16 protein-coding genes are annotated in these 15,630 nt (G+C 71.7%); 9 read left to right on the top strand and 7 right to left on the bottom strand.

The genetic code is table 11. From position 1 onward, the window contains the following. Positions 1-723, bottom strand: coding sequence for a phosphatidylserine decarboxylase (locus ACWEGE_RS17475; RefSeq protein WP_449661487.1), 723 nt, complete (start codon positions 721-723; stop codon positions 1-3). 257 nt (positions 724-980) lie between these two features. Here ACWEGE_RS17475 and ACWEGE_RS17470 point away from each other — a divergent pair, with 257 nt between their 5' ends. After that, positions 981-1,202 (top strand): hypothetical protein, encoded by a 222-nt coding sequence (locus ACWEGE_RS17470; protein ID WP_449661486.1) that lies wholly within the window; start codon positions 981-983, stop codon positions 1,200-1,202. Between the two features lie 39 nt (positions 1,203-1,241). Here ACWEGE_RS17470 and ACWEGE_RS17465 read toward each other — a convergent pair whose 3' ends face one another. Further along, entirely contained in the window at positions 1,242-1,526 is a 285-nt protein-coding gene (locus ACWEGE_RS17465) for a GlsB/YeaQ/YmgE family stress response membrane protein (RefSeq protein ID WP_449661485.1), read from the bottom strand. A 71-nt stretch (positions 1,527-1,597) separates the two neighbouring features. On the opposite strand from ACWEGE_RS17465, the gene ACWEGE_RS17460 reads away from it, so the two are divergent. Continuing rightward, positions 1,598-2,158 (top strand): ArsR/SmtB family transcription factor, encoded by a 561-nt coding sequence (locus ACWEGE_RS17460; RefSeq protein ID WP_449661484.1) that lies wholly within the window; start codon positions 1,598-1,600, stop codon positions 2,156-2,158. Beyond that, positions 2,155-3,408 (top strand): MFS transporter, encoded by a 1,254-nt coding sequence (locus ACWEGE_RS17455; RefSeq protein WP_449661483.1) that lies wholly within the window; start codon positions 2,155-2,157, stop codon positions 3,406-3,408. The genes ACWEGE_RS17460 and ACWEGE_RS17455 overlap by 4 nt, the downstream gene beginning before the upstream one ends. Here the strand turns inward: ACWEGE_RS17455 and moeA are convergent. Continuing rightward, positions 3,362-4,555, bottom strand: a complete 1,194-nt coding sequence (gene moeA, locus ACWEGE_RS17450; protein ID WP_449661482.1) for a molybdopterin molybdotransferase MoeA — start codon at positions 4,553-4,555, stop codon at positions 3,362-3,364. The two genes, ACWEGE_RS17455 and moeA, sit on opposite strands and share 47 nt — an antisense overlap. A 74-nt stretch (positions 4,556-4,629) precedes the next feature. Here moeA and ACWEGE_RS17445 point away from each other — a divergent pair, with 74 nt between their 5' ends. The 5 genes from ACWEGE_RS17445 to groL all read left to right on the top strand — a co-directional run bounded on the left by ACWEGE_RS17445 (position 4,630) and on the right by groL (position 9,679). Further along, positions 4,630-5,307, top strand: a complete 678-nt coding sequence (locus ACWEGE_RS17445; protein ID WP_449661481.1) for a TIGR00266 family protein — start codon at positions 4,630-4,632, stop codon at positions 5,305-5,307. After that, on the top strand, positions 5,307-5,930 hold the full coding sequence (locus tag ACWEGE_RS17440) for an AIM24 family protein (RefSeq protein ID WP_449661480.1): 624 nt from the start codon (positions 5,307-5,309) through the stop codon (positions 5,928-5,930). The genes ACWEGE_RS17445 and ACWEGE_RS17440 overlap by 1 nt, the downstream gene beginning before the upstream one ends. 112 nt (positions 5,931-6,042) lie before the next feature. Continuing rightward, positions 6,043-6,249 (top strand): cold-shock protein, encoded by a 207-nt coding sequence (locus tag ACWEGE_RS17435; RefSeq protein ID WP_003085446.1) that lies wholly within the window; start codon positions 6,043-6,045, stop codon positions 6,247-6,249. Between the two features lie 64 nt (positions 6,250-6,313). Further along, the gene (locus tag ACWEGE_RS17430) at positions 6,314-7,828 is read left to right on the top strand and encodes a serine/threonine-protein kinase (protein WP_449661479.1); all 1,515 of its coding nucleotides are present in this window, start codon (positions 6,314-6,316) and stop codon (positions 7,826-7,828) included. 222 nt (positions 7,829-8,050) lie between these two features. Further along, complete coding sequence (groL, locus tag ACWEGE_RS17425; RefSeq protein ID WP_086857657.1) at positions 8,051-9,679, top strand: chaperonin GroEL; 1,629 nt, start codon at positions 8,051-8,053, stop codon at positions 9,677-9,679. Between the two features lie 51 nt (positions 9,680-9,730). Here the strand turns inward: groL and ACWEGE_RS17420 are convergent, their stop codons facing one another. The 3 genes from ACWEGE_RS17420 to ACWEGE_RS17410 all read right to left on the bottom strand — a co-directional run bounded on the left by ACWEGE_RS17420 (position 9,731) and on the right by ACWEGE_RS17410 (position 11,515). Beyond that, a complete protein-coding gene (locus ACWEGE_RS17420) occupies positions 9,731-10,054 on the bottom strand; it encodes a hypothetical protein (protein WP_449661478.1) in 324 nt (107 codons plus the stop codon). 238 nt (positions 10,055-10,292) lie between these two features. Further along, the gene (locus ACWEGE_RS17415; protein ID WP_449661477.1) at positions 10,293-10,508 is read right to left on the bottom strand and encodes a PspC domain-containing protein; all 216 of its coding nucleotides are present in this window, start codon (positions 10,506-10,508) and stop codon (positions 10,293-10,295) included. 77 nt (positions 10,509-10,585) lie between these two features. After that, positions 10,586-11,515 carry an o-succinylbenzoate synthase gene (locus ACWEGE_RS17410; RefSeq protein WP_449661476.1) on the bottom strand — a complete coding sequence of 310 codons (930 nt, stop codon included), beginning with the start codon at positions 11,513-11,515 and terminating at the stop codon, positions 10,586-10,588. Between the two features lie 75 nt (positions 11,516-11,590). Between ACWEGE_RS17410 and ACWEGE_RS17405 the strand changes: the two genes are divergently transcribed. Beyond that, positions 11,591-14,374 (top strand): AfsR/SARP family transcriptional regulator, encoded by a 2,784-nt coding sequence (locus tag ACWEGE_RS17405; RefSeq protein WP_449661475.1) that lies wholly within the window; start codon positions 11,591-11,593, stop codon positions 14,372-14,374. A 108-nt stretch (positions 14,375-14,482) separates the two neighbouring features. Here the strand turns inward: ACWEGE_RS17405 and ACWEGE_RS17400 are convergent, their stop codons facing one another. Continuing rightward, positions 14,483-15,328 (bottom strand): DUF72 domain-containing protein, encoded by an 846-nt coding sequence (locus tag ACWEGE_RS17400; RefSeq protein ID WP_449661474.1) that lies wholly within the window; start codon positions 15,326-15,328, stop codon positions 14,483-14,485. Positions 15,329-15,630 lie beyond the last annotated feature (302 nt).

Genomic DNA, 15,630 nt, shown 5'->3' with positions numbered 1-15,630 from the left:
TCAGCCCTTCGGGAGCGCGGGGAGTTCGGCGATCACGGTCTCGCCGCCGACCGTGCGCTGGCCCTTGGCCACGAGCACGCGCGAACCCGGCGGGAGGTAGAGGTCGACCCGCGAGCCGAACCGGATGATGCCGTACGTCGAAGCGGCCTCGACCTTGTCGCCCTCGCGGATCTCGCAGAGGATGCGGCGCGCGACCAGGCCGGCGATCTGCACGACGACGAGCTCGTGGCCGTCTTCGGTGCGCATCAGCACGGAGTTGCGTTCGTTGTCGTCGCTCGCCTTGTCCAGGTCCGCGGACAGGAACTTGCCCGGCCGGTAGGCGACCCGCTCGATCACGCCGTTCGCCGGCACGCGCTGGACGTGCACGTCGAACACCGAGAGGAACACCGACACGCGCATCCGCGGCTCGGCGGGCAGGCCCAGCTCGGCGGGCGGCACGGCTTCCTCGATCAGTGAGACGAGACCGTCGGCCGAGGCGAGCGCGACGCCGTCACGCGGCGGCGGGACCCGCTTCGGCTCGCGGAAGAACGCCGCCGTCGCGACGGTCGCCAGCGCACCGGCGAGCCCGAGTCGCTTGGAGAACTTTCGCGCGAGCAACGTCACGGCGACGCCGCCGGCGACGAACGGGCGGCCGGCGGGGTGCATCGGGGGCACGGTTTCGCGGGCGAGCCGGAGGGCGTGCGCGACTGGGTTGCCGGCGGGCTCCGGCCGGGTGCCGCTCATGGTCGGGTCCCCTGGTTTCGTGTCGGAAGAACGGGTGGGCGCCGGCGTCCGGCGGCCGCGTACGGCGGGCCCACGGTACCGCTGCCCCAGGTGAGCGTGTCCGAGCGCCCCTGCCGGGCTCCTCCAGGAGGGGGTCACCGCGGTGGGTGGGAATGATCGCCTCGTCGTAACGCAAGGTCGATTTCACCGATGACACTGAGTAGTTGCCGCCGTTCGGGGCGCTGCCCCGCGCTGCCCCGCCTGACCTGTGAGGACCGATGACCGACCGCCGCGATCCCGCCGAAGCCCGGCTTCGCGAGCTCCTGGGTGCGTGGCGTCAGGAGATCGACGAGGTGCCCGCGCCGTCGCTCGTCGACCCTGTGCGCGCGGTGGACGTCGTCATCGAAGCCATGAAGGCGAAAAAGAGGGGCCGGGTGCATCCGCCCCCCGACGGCGCACGCACCCGGCCACCGGGAGATGCGCGTGAGGAAGCAGTTTAGCGGCCGGCGGCCCGTTGATCACCGTTCGTTCGGCGAAAGTTACCAACGGTCATGCGAACGCCGGGTCAGGCCGTTCGCGAGCCGCAGGATCGCCAGCAGCACGACCGCGCCGAGGATGGCCACGCCGAAGCTGGGGAAGTCGAAGTCGAACGTCCTCGCCTGGCCGGTCGCGAGCCGGTAGAGCAGCCCGCCCAACGCCGCGCCGACGACCCCGACGAGCACGCTGACCAGGCAACCGAGCCGCTGCCGCGCCCGGCCGCCGACGACCAGGTTCGCGACCCAGCCGACGATCGCGCCGAAGATCACCCATGCGACGAAACCCATGGCGAAAGCTTACGTGAGCGGTTGTACAAGGGTCATTGCACAAGAACTCTTGTACAACTACTCTTGTGCGCATGAGCGACGACATCCGGGAAATCCGGGATTCGAAGGTGCTGGCCGCCATGTCGCACCAGCTGCGCCGCCGGCTACTGGAACTGCTCCACCTCGACGGCCCGGCGACGGCGTCGGTGCTGGCCGCGAAGACCGATCAGGCGGTCGGCAACGTCAGCCACCACATGAAGGTGCTGGCCGCGGCGAAGCTCGTCGAGGAGGCCCCTGAACTGGCCCGCGACCAGCGGGAACGCTGGTGGAAGCGCAGTGCGAGAACGCTGCGGTGGGCCTCGGCCGACTTCCCCGGCGACCCGGTCGCCGAAGCCGCCGAGGTACTCGTCCTGGACCACCAGACAGCGGTCGCCCGCGAGTGGATCGCCAGCCGCGAGACCTATCCCGAGGAGTGGCGCGGGGCGCCGTTCAGCATCGACACCTGGGTCCGGCTGTCCACGGATGAGCTCGACGAGCTCAACGAGCGGATCTTCCTGCTGATCAGCGAGTTCGAGAACCGCACCGAACCCGGCGACGGCGTCGAGCGCCGGCCGGTCTTCTTCGCCGCGCGAGCGTCGCTGGGCAAGCCGTGAAGGGGCTCTGGGGGAACAGGGACTTCCGGCTGCTCTGGACCGGCGAGACCACGAGCATGCTCGGCAGCATGGTGGCGACCACGGCGTTGCCGCTGGTCGCGGTGCTCACGCTGCGGGCGAGCACCTTCGAGGTGGCGTTGCTCACCGCGGTCGCCTGGCTGCCGTGGCTGGTGATCGGCCTGCCGGCCGGGGCCTGGGTCGACCGGCTGCCGAAGCGGCCGGTGATGCTGGTCTGCAACACCGGGTCGATGGCCGTGTTCGGCAGCGTCCCGCTCATCGCCGCCTCCGGCCTGCTGACCATGCCCTACCTGCTGGCCGCCGCCCTGCTCGGCGGGGTGGCCAAGGTGTTCTTCACCCTCGCCTACCGCGCTTACCTGCCGGTGCTCGTCAGTGACGGCGAACTGCTCGAAGGCAACGCGAAGCTGCAGGGCAGCGAGTCGGCGACCCAGGTCGCCGGCCCGGGCCTGGCCGGGCTGCTGGCCCAGGCGTTCGGGCCGGTCAGCGGCATCCTCGCGGACGCGGTCAGCTTCGGCGTCTCGGTGCTCTGCGTGCGGGCCATCCGGGCGCGCGAGACCGTCGTCCCCGCCGAGCGCTCGCCGCTGGGCAGCCAGATCGCCGAGGGACTCCGGTTCGTCGTCGGCGACCGGTACCTGCGGTCGCTGATCACCTTCGGCGCCGTCTCGAACCTCGCGCTCACCGGCTACAGCGCCATCCAGGTCGTGTTCCTGTCCCGGACGCTCGGCGCCGCGCCCGGGCTGGTGGGGCTGGTGCTGGCGCTGGGTGCGTCCGGCGGGGTGCTCGGCGCGGCCGTGGCCGGCCGGCTCGCCGCGCGCCTCGGCGCCGTGCGCGCGTGGCTGCTGTGCGAGGCCTTCGCGGCACCGATGCTGCTGCTCGGTCCGCTGAGCGGGCCCGGCTGGGGACTGGTGCCGTACGGGCTCGCGCTGTTCGGCGTGTGCGCCGGAGTCGTCGCCGGCAACGTGCTGGTCACGACGTTCCGGCAGCAGTACTGCCCGCCCGAGCTGTTCAGCCGGGTCAACTCGAGCATGTCGATCGTCAACTACGGGTCGATCCCGCTGGCCGGGATCCTCGGCGGCGTGCTGGGCGAGACGATCGGCATCCGCGAGACGCTCTGGATGGCCGCGGGGATTTCGATCCTCGCGCTGCCGTTGCTGGCGCCCTACCGGAAGCTGCGGGCCTTCCCGGTCAGAGCAGCAGGACGTCCACCTCTTGCCCAACCGCAGCCGATGTGACGTCCTCCGGGAGCACGATCAGGCAGTTGGCCTGGGTGAACGCGGCCAGCAGGTGGGAGCCGGGCCCGCCGCGCGGTCCGACGATCCCGGTGACCTCCCGGTCCGACGGCGTGAAGACGCCCCGGCGGTACTGGCGGCGCCCGGCGGGCGAGCTCATCGCCTCGGTCAGCCGGGCCCGCACCCGGCGCCGCGAGACGTCGGCGTGGCCCAGTGCCGCCAGGAGCGCCGGACGCAGGAACGCCTCGAACGACACCAGCACGCTGACCGGGTTGCCGGGCAGCGCCACCACGGGCACGCCCTGCCAGCGCCCGCTGCCCTGCGGCCCGCCCGGCTGCATCGCGATCTTCGCGAACTCGACGCCCTGGCCGGTCAACGCGTCCTTCACCACTTCGTACGCGCCCGCGCTGACGCCGCCGGAGGTGACCAGCAGGTCGGCGCCGGCCAGCTTCGGCTCGATGACCTTCCGGAACTCCTCGACGTCGTCGACGACGCTGCGGACGACGTCGACCTCGCAGCCGAGGTCGCGGATCGCCGCGGCGAGCATCACGCTGTTGGACTCGTAGATCTGGCCGTGGCGCAGCGGGGCGGGTGCGTCGATCAGCTCGGTGCCGGTCGAGGCCACCAGCACCCGCAGCGGCCGGTGCACGCGCACCTCGGCGAGCCCGACCGCGGCCGCCAGGCCGAGCTGGGAGTGGCCGAGCACGGTGCCGGCGTGCAGGGCGACGTCGCCTTCGACGACGTCCTCGCCGCTGCGCCGGATGTGCGCGCCTTCGCGGGCGGGCGCCGAGATCGTCACCGTTTCCGTGCCGCCGTCGGTGTCCTCGACCATCACCACGGCGTCCGCGCCCGGTGGCAGCGGCGCGCCGGTCATGATCCGGTGCGCGGTGCCCGGCTCGAGGGGCCGGACGTCGACCCGGCCCGCCGGGATGTCGTCGGCGACCGGCAGGGGCACCGGGGCCGTGGCGACGTCGGCCGCGCGGACCGCGTAGCCGTCCATCGCGGAGTTGTCGAAGGGCGGCAGCGAGACGCCGGCGCGCACGTCTTCGGCCAGGACGAGGCCGGCCGCGGCGGCGAGGGGCAGCGTGGTCGCGGGGGCCGTGCCGAGGAGCGCGGCGACGCGGTCGCGGTAGTCGTCGACGGAGATCACCGGACCATCCTCCCCGCCTCGCGGGCTCGTGCAAGACTCTGCCCCGTCAAGCGCACGCCACAGGGGAGCACGCAATGCAGGTCGGAATCCGTCAACAGCCTTCGTTCGCCGTCGCCCGGCTGATGCTGGCGCCCGGCGAGCCGTGCCAGGTCGAGTCCGGCGCGATGATGGCCACCAGCTACGGCGTGCAGGTGCAGTCGCAGGCGCAGGGCGGGATCATGAAGGGCCTTGGCCGCGCGTTCCTCTCGGGCGAGTCCTTCTTCATCTCCACCTTCACCGCGCCGCCGAACGGCGGCTGGGTCGACGTCGCCGCCAACCTGCCCGGCGACATCCAGGTGATCACCCTCGACGGCCGCACCGGCTGGGCCGTCACCCGCGGCTGCTGGCTCGCGTCGTCGCACGGGGTGCAGACCGAGACCAAGTGGGGCGGGATGAAGAACCTGATGGGCGGCGAGGGCGGCTTCCTGACCCACGCCACCGGACAGGGCCAGCTGCTCGTCTCCTGCTACGGCGCGGTCGAGACCATCACGCTGCAGCAGGGCGAGATGGTGACCATCGACACCGGGCACGTCGTCGCGTACGCCGACACCGTGCAGTACCAGATCCGGAAGGTCGCGCAGGGCATCATCCAGTCGATGAAGAGCGGTGAAGGGCTCGTCTTCGACTTCGTCGGCCCCGGCCAGATCATGACGCAGACGCGCAACCCGTCCGCGCTGATCAGCTGGATCGTCTCCCACGTCCCGTCACGCTGATGCGCGTCCAGACCCGGCACACGCCCGCCTTCGGCGTCGCCCGCGTCCTGCTGGACCCGAACGAGGCCGTCCGCGCCGCGCCGGAAACCCTGCTCGCCAGCCGGTTCGGCGTGACCGAGGCGCCGGCGACCCGCGGCGGTGTCCGGACCGGCAAGACCACGATCGCGGTCTACACCGCGCCGTCCGACGGCGGCTGGATCGACTTCGCGCCGCTGCGCCCCGGCGACGTCTACCCGCTCGACGTGGGCGGCGGCACGGGCTGGTCGGTGCACCGCGACGCGGTGCTGGTGCGACCTTCGTCGGTCCGGCACGACACCGGCTGGGTGCCGCTGCAGCAGCTCTTCGGCGCCGATTCTGGTTTTCTCGAGCACTACAGCGGTACCGGGCCGCTCGTGCTGGCCGCGCCGGGGCCGGTGGACGCGTTCGAGCTCGGCCAGGGCGAGCTGGTCACGGTCCGGCCCGACTACCTGCTGGCCTACCCCGACACCGTCCAGTGCCGGTTGCGGGCCCTCGATCCGGGCGGCCCGCAGTCACTGCGCACCGGCGAAGGGCTCGCCCTCGACTTCGCGGGTCCGGGGACCGTGCTCGTGCACGCGCGGAACCGACGCCTTTCGGGTTCGTGATCTTCGGACGAATTGCCCATTGCCGAGGGGAATAATTCCGGTAGCGTGATTGGCACTTCCGCCGCTGGCCTCCGCTCGGGCCAGCGGATCCTTTGTGCTGAGGGAGGGCGCCGTGGCTGTCGGCACCGTCAAATGGTTCAACTCGGAAAAGGGCTACGGGTTCATCGAATCCACGGAGGGGCCGGACGTGTTCGTCCACTATTCGGCCATCCAGTCCGAAGGATTCCGCACTCTGGACGAAGGCGACCGCGTCGAGTTCGAAGTGCAGTCCGGTCGGGACGGCCGAAGCCAGGCAGCCGACGTTCGAAAGGTTTCGTAACACGCTCCTCCGCTGATCGGTGAACCCCCGGCAGGCGCCGAACCAGGGGCGTTAGGCTGCGGGCGTGACAGGCGATGTGTCGGGGGACCTCACCGGTCGCCGGCTGGGCAACTACCGCATCGACGGGGTGCTCGGCAAAGGCGGCATGAGCGTGACCTACAAGGCCACGGACGTGCGGCTCGGCCGCAAGGTGGCCCTGAAGGTCATCGGTGACCACCTCGGGGCCGACGCCGAGTTCCGCGAACGGTTCGTCGACGAGGCGCGCAACACGTCCGCCATCGACCACGCCAACGTCGTGCCGCTGTACGACTTCGGCGAGCTCGACGGCATGCTCTACATCGCCATGCGGATGGTCGACGGCGGCGATCTCGCCGGGTTGATCTCGGGGGGCCCGATCGCGCCCGCGCGCGCCCTGACGATGCTCGACCAGGTCGCGGACGCGCTCGACACCCTGCACAACCGCGGTCTGGTCCACCTCGACGTCAAGCCGGCGAACGTGCTGGTGACGAAGAAGGAGACCTCGCGCGAGCACGTGTACGTCGCCGACTTCGGGCTGACCCGGCGCGGCGCGACCGGCCACCGGACGCGCGGCGGCGACTTCCTCGGCTCGCCCACGTACGCGGCCCCCGAGCACCTGCGCGGGGAGCCGCTGGACGGGCGCACCGACCAGTACGCGCTGACCTGCGTCCTCTACGCCTGCCTCACCGGCAGCCCGCCGTTCAAGGGCGACGTCCCGACGGTGATCAAGGGACACCTCAACGGCGAGCCGCCGTCGATCTCCCGCGTCGTCGCGCTGCCGCCGTCGATCGACGAGGTGATCCGGCGCGGCATGGCGAAGAACCCGGCCGACCGCTACCCCAGCTGCGTCGAGATGGTCGCGGCCGCGCGCCGCGCGCTCGGCCCGCTGGCGACGTCGGACACCCCACCCGGCCCGCCCGGGTCCCATTCGGGCGGAATCCCCGCGCCGCAGCGTCCTGGTCAGGTACAACAGGGGCCGCACCAGAACAGCGCACCGCAGGGAGAGGGGGCCCCCGTGCACCCGTACGGAGGACAGCAGCAGCCCGGCTTCGGCCAGGGGCCCGGACCGCAGGGGCCAGGTGGTCCGCAGGGTCCGGGTGGCCCGCAGGGGCCGCCGCCGGGGATGCCGCCGCAGGGCCCGCCGCCCGGTTACGGCTACCCGCAGCAGGGCGCTCCGCAGGGCCCGCCGGGGATGCCGCAGGGCATGCCGCCGCAGGGCCCGCCGCCGGGGTACGGCTACCCGCAGCAGCCGGGCATGCCCCCGCCGGGCTACGGCCAGGACCCGATGCGGCTGCGCCCGCCGATGCCCGCGGGCGGCGCCGGCGCGTTCGAGCAGCCGAAGAGCGGCGGCGGCAAGAAGTGGATCTTCGTCGTGCTGGGGCTGGTCGTGGTGGCCGGCTTGGTCGTCGGCGCGATCTTCCTCTTCAGTGACAGCGGCAGCGGGGGTGGCGGCCAGACGCCCGCGCCGAACATCCCGGTGGGTCCGGGTGACTCGCAGAGCAAGCCGACGTCGTCGCTGAACGCGCCCCCGACGTCGATCAGCATCAAGCCGAGCTCCTGATCGAGCGACGCTGAGCTGGGATTCTTGCACTCTCCCCCCGAGAGTGCTAAACACGGTCTTGGCACTCGACGCCGTCGAGTGCCAAAGGTCGGGACGGTGAGGCTGACCCCCACCCGGGTGCAGTCGTCCGTCGCGGGCACCGAGCCTGGCCGAGGAAAGAGTCCTGCCGCCGCCGCTGTGGACACGTGGCGGTGGCGCCCAATACCGGAGGACCACACCGCAATGGCCAAACTGATCGCGTTCGACGAGGACGCCCGCCGCGGTCTCGAGCGCGGCTTGAACACCCTCGCCGAAGCCGTCAAGGTGACCCTCGGCCCGCGGGGCCGGAACGTCGTGCTCGAAAAGAAGTGGGGCGCGCCGACCATCACCAACGACGGTGTCTCCATCGCCAAGGAGATCGAGCTCGAGGACCCGTGGGAGAAGATCGGGGCCGAGCTCGTCAAGGAGGTCGCCAAGAAGACCGACGACGTCGCGGGTGACGGCACCACCACCGCCACCGTGCTCGCCCAGGCCCTCGTCCGCGAGGGGCTGCGCAACGTCGCCGCCGGCGCCGACCCCATCTCCCTCAAGCGTGGCATCGAGGCGGCCGTCGAGGCCGTCACCGAGCAGCTGCACAAGGCCGCCGTGCAGATCGAGACCAAGGAGCAGATCGCTGCTACCGCCTCGATCTCGGCCGCGGACCGCACCATCGGCGAGCTGATCGCCGAGGCGCTGGACAAGGTCGGCAAGGAAGGCGTCGTCACCGTCGAGGAGAGCAACACCTTCGGCCTCGAGCTCGAGCTCACCGAGGGCATGCGCTTCGACAAGGGCTACATCTCCGGTTACTTCGTGACCGACCCGGAGCGTCAGGAAGCCGAGCTCGAGGACCCGTACATCCTCCTCTTCGGCTCCAAGATCTCCACCGTCAAGGACGTGCTGCCGCTGCTGGAGAAGGTCATCCAGTCCGGCAAGCCGCTGCTGATCATCGCCGAGGACGTCGAGGGCGAGGCGCTGGCCACCCTGATCGTCAACAAGATGCGCGGCACCTTCAAGTCCGTCGCCGTCAAGGCCCCGGGCTTCGGTGACCGCCGCAAGGCGATCCTGCAGGACATCGCGATCCTGACCGGTGGCCAGGTCATCTCCGAGGACGTCGGCCTCAAGCTGGAGAACGCGGACCTGTCCCTGCTGGGCAAGGCCCGCAAGGCCGTCATCACCAAGGACGAGACGACCATCGTCGAGGGTGCGGGCGACGCCGACCAGATCCAGGGTCGCGTCAACCAGATCCGCGCCGAGATCGAGAACTCGGACTCGGACTACGACCGCGAGAAGCTGCAGGAGCGGCTCGCGAAGCTGGCCGGCGGCGTGGCCGTCATCAAGGCCGGCGCCGCGACCGAGGTCGAGCTCAAGGAGCGCAAGCACCGCATCGAGGACGCGGTGCGCAACGCGAAGGCCGCCGTGGAAGAGGGCATCGTCGCCGGTGGTGGCGTGGCCCTGATCCAGGCCGCCGAGGCCGCGTTCGCGGGCCTGAAGCTCGAGGGCGACGAGGCCACTGGTGCCAACATCGTCAAGGTGGCCGTCGAGGCCCCGCTCAAGCAGATCGCGATCAACGCCGGCCTCGAGGGCGGCGTCGTGGTGGAGAAGGTCAAGGGCCTGCCGCAGGGCCACGGCCTCAACGCCGCCACGGGTGTCTACGAGGACCTGCTCGCCGCCGGCGTGCCGGACCCGACGAAGGTCACCCGCTCCGCGCTGCAGAACGCCGCGTCCATCGCGGCGCTGTTCCTGACCACCGAGGCCGTCGTGGCGGACAAGCCGGAGAAGGCTTCGGCCGCTCCCGCCGACCCGTCCGGTGGCATGGGTGGCATGGACTTCTGAGTCCGGTTCTTGCCGGGAAAGCCCGGTCCGCTTCGGCGGGCCGGGCTTTTCTCATGCCGGCTTCGTGAAGAACCAGACGGCGTAGGCGCCGACGATGACGACGCCGAGGGCGAGCACGCCGAGGCCCCCGAGCCAGGCGGTGCTCTTCCGGTCGGCTTCCATCCCGACGACGATGGCCCCGATGCCGGTGAGCATGACCCAGATCGCCAGCCCCGCGGCGGTGTAGAGCACGGTCCTGCCGGCGGTGACACCACCGGTGTCCCCCGAGGACAGCACGGCGTAGGCGGCGAAGGCGGTCAGCCCCAGCCCGGCGATCAGGTACAGCCCGCCCAAGATCCCGATGACGACCTTGGGTGCGGTGTTTCCGTGATCCACGAGCGCGAACCCTAACCCCTCGAACGGGATCCGCGTCGCGATTTTGGGCCACCCGGCCCAACGCCGGCGGCCGAACGGCCCGGACGTCCCCTGGCGTCCGGGCCGTTCCCCTGGTGATCAGCCGCGTCCCCCGACGGCGGCAGCCCCCTCGACCCGCGCCCCCGGCGCGAGCGTTCTTCAGCGCACCCCCGGCTTCCGGCGGGCCCCGGCTCCCCCTGCGAGCGGGGCCCGCCCGGCGTCAGGAGTCCTCTTCGGGCGTCAGAATGGCGGCGGCGACGTAGACGGGGATGGCAATCCCCACGGAGAGGAAGACGGCGGCGACCATGCCGATCCGCAGGACGTTGGCATCGATGCCGAGGTAGGTGGCCCACCCACCGCAGACACCGGTGAGCATCTTGTCGCTCCGGCTGCGGCGGAGCTTCTTGGTTTCCGGGGTGTACACGCTGTTCGTCATGGCTCAATGGTGTCTCGGGCGGCGGGTCGCCCACATCGGGAACGGCCCGGACCCCGACCCTGAACTTGCTCTCGGGGTCAGGACAGCGCGCGCACCCGGTTCAGCCGGTCTTCCCAAGCAGCCGCGACTTCGGGCGACGCCAGGTACGCCGGACCGGGTTCCGGGGCGGCGGGCAGGACCGGCAGATATCCGTCCACAGGGGACAGTGACGAAGCGCAGACGTCGCCTTCCAGCAACGAAAGCGTCCCGAGTCCACAAGCGAATTCCAACGACGGCAGGGCGCCGGCCAAGGCCAGCCCCGCCGCCAGGCCCACGCTCGTCTCCACCGCCGACGACACCACGCACGGCAGCCCGCACGCCTCGGCGACCTCCAGCGCCCGCCGGACGCCGCCGAGGGGGGCCACCTTCAGCACCGCGATGTCCGCCGCTCCGGCGACCGCCACCTTCAGCGGGTCCTCCGCGCGGCGGATCGACTCGTCGGCGGCGATCCGGACGTCCACCCGGCGCCGGACCGCGGCCAGCTCCTCGATCGACGGGCACGGCTGCTCCACGTACTCCAGCCCGCCCGCCGCCTTGTCGAGGTCCTCGATCGCGCGCACCGCCGTGTCGACGTCCCACGCCGTGTTCGCGTCGACGCGGATCGCGCCGCCGGGGCCCAGCGCGTCGCGGACCGCCTCGACCCGCGCGCAGTCGTCGGCCAGGGAGACGCGCGGGTCGGCGACCTTCACCTTCGCCGTGCGGCAGCCGGAGGCGCGGACCAGCTCGTGCGCTTTCGCCGGCTCGACCACCGGCACCGTCGTGTTCACCTCGACGCGGTCGCGGACCGGCGCGGGCCAGCCGGCTTCGGCCGCCTCGAGCGCCGCCCGCAGCCACGGCACGCTCTCGGTGTCGGAGTAGTCGGCGAACGGGCAGAACTCGCCCCAGCCCGCCGGGCCGTGCAGCAGCACGCCCTCACGGACGGTGATGCCGCGGAACCGGGTGCGCAGGGGAATCGCGTAGACCTTCATCGAGGCCGATCATGCCACCGTCCCGCGTTTCACAAACAGGTGCCGAACTGCGCGTTTCCGGCAAGAATGACTCCCGTGGTCCTCGATTTCCGCGTGCTGGGTCCGGCCGAGGTCACGGCCGACGGCCGCCCGGTACCGCTCGGGGGCAGCCGGCCGCTGATCGTGCTGGCCGGGCTTCTGCTGCGCGCGAACCGGGTCGTGCCGGTCGACGAGCTCGGCCGCTGGCTCTGGAACGACGACCGGCGCCGCTCGAAGGGCGCGCTCCAGACGTACGTGCTGCGCCTGCGCCGCGCGCTCGGCGACCAGGTCGCGATCCGCACCGAAAGCGGCGGCTACCTGATCGAGCTCGACGACGACCTGCTCGACCTGACCCGCTTCCGCGCGCTGGCCGCCCGCGGCAAGGCGGCGATGGACCGCGGCGAGAACCGCCGGGCGGCCGCGCACTTCGCCGACGCGCTCGCGCAGTGGCGCGGCCCGGCGCTGCTGAACGTCGAATCCGACGCGCTGCACCGCGACGAGGCCGGCCAGCTGGCCGAGGAACGGCTGCGCGTGCGCGAACAGTGGGCGGACGCGCTGCTCGAAGTCGGCGAGTACGGCACCGTCGTGCCCGAGCTAACCCGGCTGACCAGGGAAAACCCGCTGCGGGAGCGGCTGCACGAGCAGCTGATGACCGCGCTGTACCGGTCGGGTCGCCAGGCCGATGCGCTGGCGGTGTACCGCCGGATCAGCGGCGTGCTGGCCGACGAGCTCGGGCTCGACCCCGGGCCGTCGCTGCAGCGCACGCACCAGGCGATCCTCACCGGCGCCGACGGCGGCGCCGCGCGCTACCGGCTCGGCGTCGAGCCGCAGGTGCCGCACCAGCTGCCCGCCGACCTGCGGACCTTCTCCGGGCGCGAGTGCGACCTCAAGGCGCTGCACGCCCTGCTGCCGGAGGCGGTCGACGACGGCACGTCGACGCCGATCGCGTCCGTCGAAGGCATGGGCGGCATCGGCAAGACGGCGCTGGCGGTGCACTTCGCGCACGAGATCGCGGACCGGTTCCCCGGCGGGGAGGTGTACCTCAACCTGCGCGGCTACGGCCCCGGCGAGCCGATCGAGCCGTCGGCGGCGCTGGAGGCCGTGCTCACCGCGCTCGGCGTGCCGTGCGAGGCGATCCCCGGCGACCTCGACGGCCGGGCGGCGAGCTGGCGGACGCACACGGCCGGGCGGCGGCTGCTGGTCCTGCTCGACAACGCCAACCGCACCGAGCAGGTGAGCCCGCTGCTGCCCGGACCCGGCTGCCTGGTCGTGGTCACCAGCCGCTGGCAGCTGCGCGCGCTGGTCGCGACGCACGGCGCGCGCCGGATCGCGCTGGAGGAACTCGGCGACGAAGACGCCGTCGCGCTGCTGGCCGCCACGATCGGTTTCGACCGGGTCGCCCGCGACCCGGCGGCGGCCGAGCGGTTCGTGCGCCACTGCGGCGGGCTGCCGCTGGCGATCCGCATCCTCGCCGTGCGCGCGGCGCAGTTCCCCGACCTGCCGCTCGACGAGTTCGTCGATTCCCTCGACAGCGACCTGCTCGGTTCGTTCGACCTCGCCGACGGCGAAGGCACCAACATCCGGTCGGTGTTCTCCTACTCCTACCAGGCACTGCAGCCCGCGACGGCCCGGCTGCTGCGGCTGCTCGGGCTGCACACCGGCGCCGACTTCACCGCACCGGCGGCGGCCGCGGTCGCCGGGCTGGGCGTCGCCGAGACCCGGCCGATGCTCGACACCCTGGCCGCCGCGCACCTGCTCGCGGAGCCGCGGCCGGGTCGCTACCAGTTCCACGACCTCATCCGGGCGTACGCGGGCGAAGCGGCTTCGCAGGTGGATTCGCCTTCGCAGCGCGACGCCGCTTCGGACCGGCTACTGGGCTGGTACCTGGCGTCGGCGCTGAACGCGTCACGGCGGATGCGGCCGGAGCGCTACTACCGGCTGCTGGAGCTCGACGACCTCGGCGGCGGGCTCGAGTTCGGTTCGTACCACGAGGCGCTGGCCTGGTTCGGCGAGGAGAACGGCAACCTCATCGCCGCGGTGCACCTGGCGCGGCGCCGGGGCCGCGACGACGTCTGCTGGAAGCTCGCCTGGCTGCTGCAGAGCTACTTCGTGACGCGCTCGCGGCTCGACGACTGGCGCTCGGTGTTCGCGGTGGCGCTCGAAGCCGCGCGGGCGAGCGGCCACCGGCCCGGGGAGGCGGGGATCCTGAGCGGGCTCGGCGTCGTCAACGGCGTCGCCCGGCAGTACGCCGAGTCCCGGCGGTACCTGGAGCAGGTGCTCGCGATCCAGCGCGAGCTCGGGGCGCGTGAGGGCGAGGCACGGGCGCAGTACAACCTCGCGATGGCGGCGCACAACCTCGAAGACTGCGCCTGGGCGTACGAACACGGCATCCAGGCGCTCGAGATCGTCCGCGAGCTGGGGCTGGGGCACTTCGAGGCGAGCGTGCTGCGGGCGCTGGGTGACATCTGCACGTCGATGGGCGATCACCAGCAGGCCCTGCGCCTGGCCGACGAGGCGCTGGCGATCCTCGGCGCGGACGGGCGTCCGGTGGACACGCGGTTCACCCAGCACACGCGCGGGCTGGCGCTCATCGGCCTCGGCCGGTTCGACGAAGGCATCGCGTGCATCCGCGACTCGGTGGAGATGTTCTTCGCGATGGGCGAGCAGTACGAGGCGGCGGACGTCCTGGCCCAGCTGGGCACGATCCACCTCCGCCACGGCGACGCCGCACAGGCCCGCGAGTGCTGGCTCCGCTCGGTGCGCCTGCTGACGGAGCTGGGACACCCGGACGCGGACGACGTCCGCGCCAAGCTGGCGGCGCTGGTCGTGGTGGGGGCCTGAGCATCCCGGGCCCTCGGAACCGGACGGCTCACGTGCCGACCCCCAGCGGCAGCACGCAAGCCGGTCCGGCCCGCAGGTGCAGTCAAACCGACGGCGCTCACTGTCCACTCACTGTCTCGTGCTCGGGGTGACCCCGAGCAGGTCGGCGAGGCATTCGGCGTTCCGGGGAGCCTCGACTTTGACGTCGTTGTCGAAGTAGACGTGCACGTCCCGCCGCCCGCCGTCGTGCCAGGCCCGGATCTTCTCGGCCCAGGCGCGCAGGGCGCGGTCGGAGTAGCCGCTGACGTAGAGCTCCTCGTCGCCGTGCAGCCGGACGTAGGTGAAGCCGGCGGTCTGGTCTTCGAGGAACGGCCACTTGCCGGCGGTGTCGGCGACGACCAGGGCGATGTCGTGTTCTTCGAGGAGCTTCTTGGCGGCGGGCTCGGCGAAGCTGGGGTGCCGGACTTCCAGGGCGTGCTGGAGCGGTCTCCTCCCACCGGCTTCCAGGTGCGGTGTGCCTTTCAGCTTGTCGTCGTGCTTCGCCGCGAGGCGGGCGGCTTCGGTGGTGGTCCGGGGGAGGAGGGCGAAGAAGTTCTCGAGCCGGTCGGGGTCGAAAGCGAGTCTCGGGGGGAGTTGCCAGAGGAAGGGGCCGAGCTTTGCGCCCAGGGCCAGGACACCGGAGGCGTAGAAGTTGGCGAGGGCGGTCTCGACGTCACGGAGCTGCTTCATGTGGGTGATGAAACGGCCGCCCTTGACGGCGAAGAGGAAGCCTGCGGGGGTTTCGTCGAACCAGGCTCGGAAGCGTTCGGGGCGCTGGAGGGAGTAGAAGGAGCCGTTGATTTCGACGGCGTTCATCCGGCGGGAGAGGTACTCGAGTTCGCGCCGCTGGGCCAGGCCGGGTGGGTAGAAGACGCCGCGCCATGGGGGGTAGCGCCAGCCGGAGGTGCCTATTCGGATCTCGGCGATCGGTCTCACCGCCTTTCCGGTGCGGGAGATTCCCGCTCGCCTCGGCGGCCAAACGTGGGGGCGGCGGGGCAGGTGGGCTGAGGGTTGGGACAGGTGGCCCAACTTGGTGGACGCTCGTCTTACCGGGCCTTTGTGGTGGTGGGTCATTGTGGCTTTCGGTGTGGGGTCTGCCGGAGCGAAAAGTTTCGGTGTGGGGTCTGCCGGAGCGAAAAGACTGTCCTCGCCGGACGGGCAATACCGCTAAGTTAGTGGGCGGGGTCGAGGAGCTTTATGCGTGCCAGTTCGGTGTATGTCGTGGTGTGATGGTGTGC

The sequence above is a fragment of the Amycolatopsis sp. NPDC004747 genome (genome assembly GCF_053601335.1).
Note: the sequence above shows the minus strand (reverse complement) of the source record. Positions and strands in the feature narration are given on the sequence as shown.

What these genes read in the sequence shown, in the direction of transcription:
- ACWEGE_RS17475 (WP_449661487.1), bottom strand. Translation starts at nt 723, where the DNA reads ATGAGCGGCACCCGGCCGGAGCCCGCCGGCAACCCAGTCGCGCACGCC.
- ACWEGE_RS17470 (WP_449661486.1), top strand. Translation starts at nt 981, where the DNA reads ATGACCGACCGCCGCGATCCCGCCGAAGCCCGGCTTCGCGAGCTCCTG.
- ACWEGE_RS17465 (WP_449661485.1), bottom strand. Translation starts at nt 1,526, where the DNA reads ATGGGTTTCGTCGCATGGGTGATCTTCGGCGCGATCGTCGGCTGGGTC.
- ACWEGE_RS17460 (WP_449661484.1), top strand. Translation starts at nt 1,598, where the DNA reads ATGAGCGACGACATCCGGGAAATCCGGGATTCGAAGGTGCTGGCCGCC.
- ACWEGE_RS17445 (WP_449661481.1), top strand. Translation starts at nt 4,630, where the DNA reads ATGCAGGTCGGAATCCGTCAACAGCCTTCGTTCGCCGTCGCCCGGCTG.
- ACWEGE_RS17440 (WP_449661480.1), top strand. Translation starts at nt 5,307, where the DNA reads ATGCGCGTCCAGACCCGGCACACGCCCGCCTTCGGCGTCGCCCGCGTC.
- groL (WP_086857657.1), top strand. Translation starts at nt 8,051, where the DNA reads ATGGCCAAACTGATCGCGTTCGACGAGGACGCCCGCCGCGGTCTCGAG.
- ACWEGE_RS17415 (WP_449661477.1), bottom strand. Translation starts at nt 10,508, where the DNA reads ATGACGAACAGCGTGTACACCCCGGAAACCAAGAAGCTCCGCCGCAGC.
- ACWEGE_RS17410 (WP_449661476.1), bottom strand. Translation starts at nt 11,515, where the DNA reads ATGAAGGTCTACGCGATTCCCCTGCGCACCCGGTTCCGCGGCATCACC.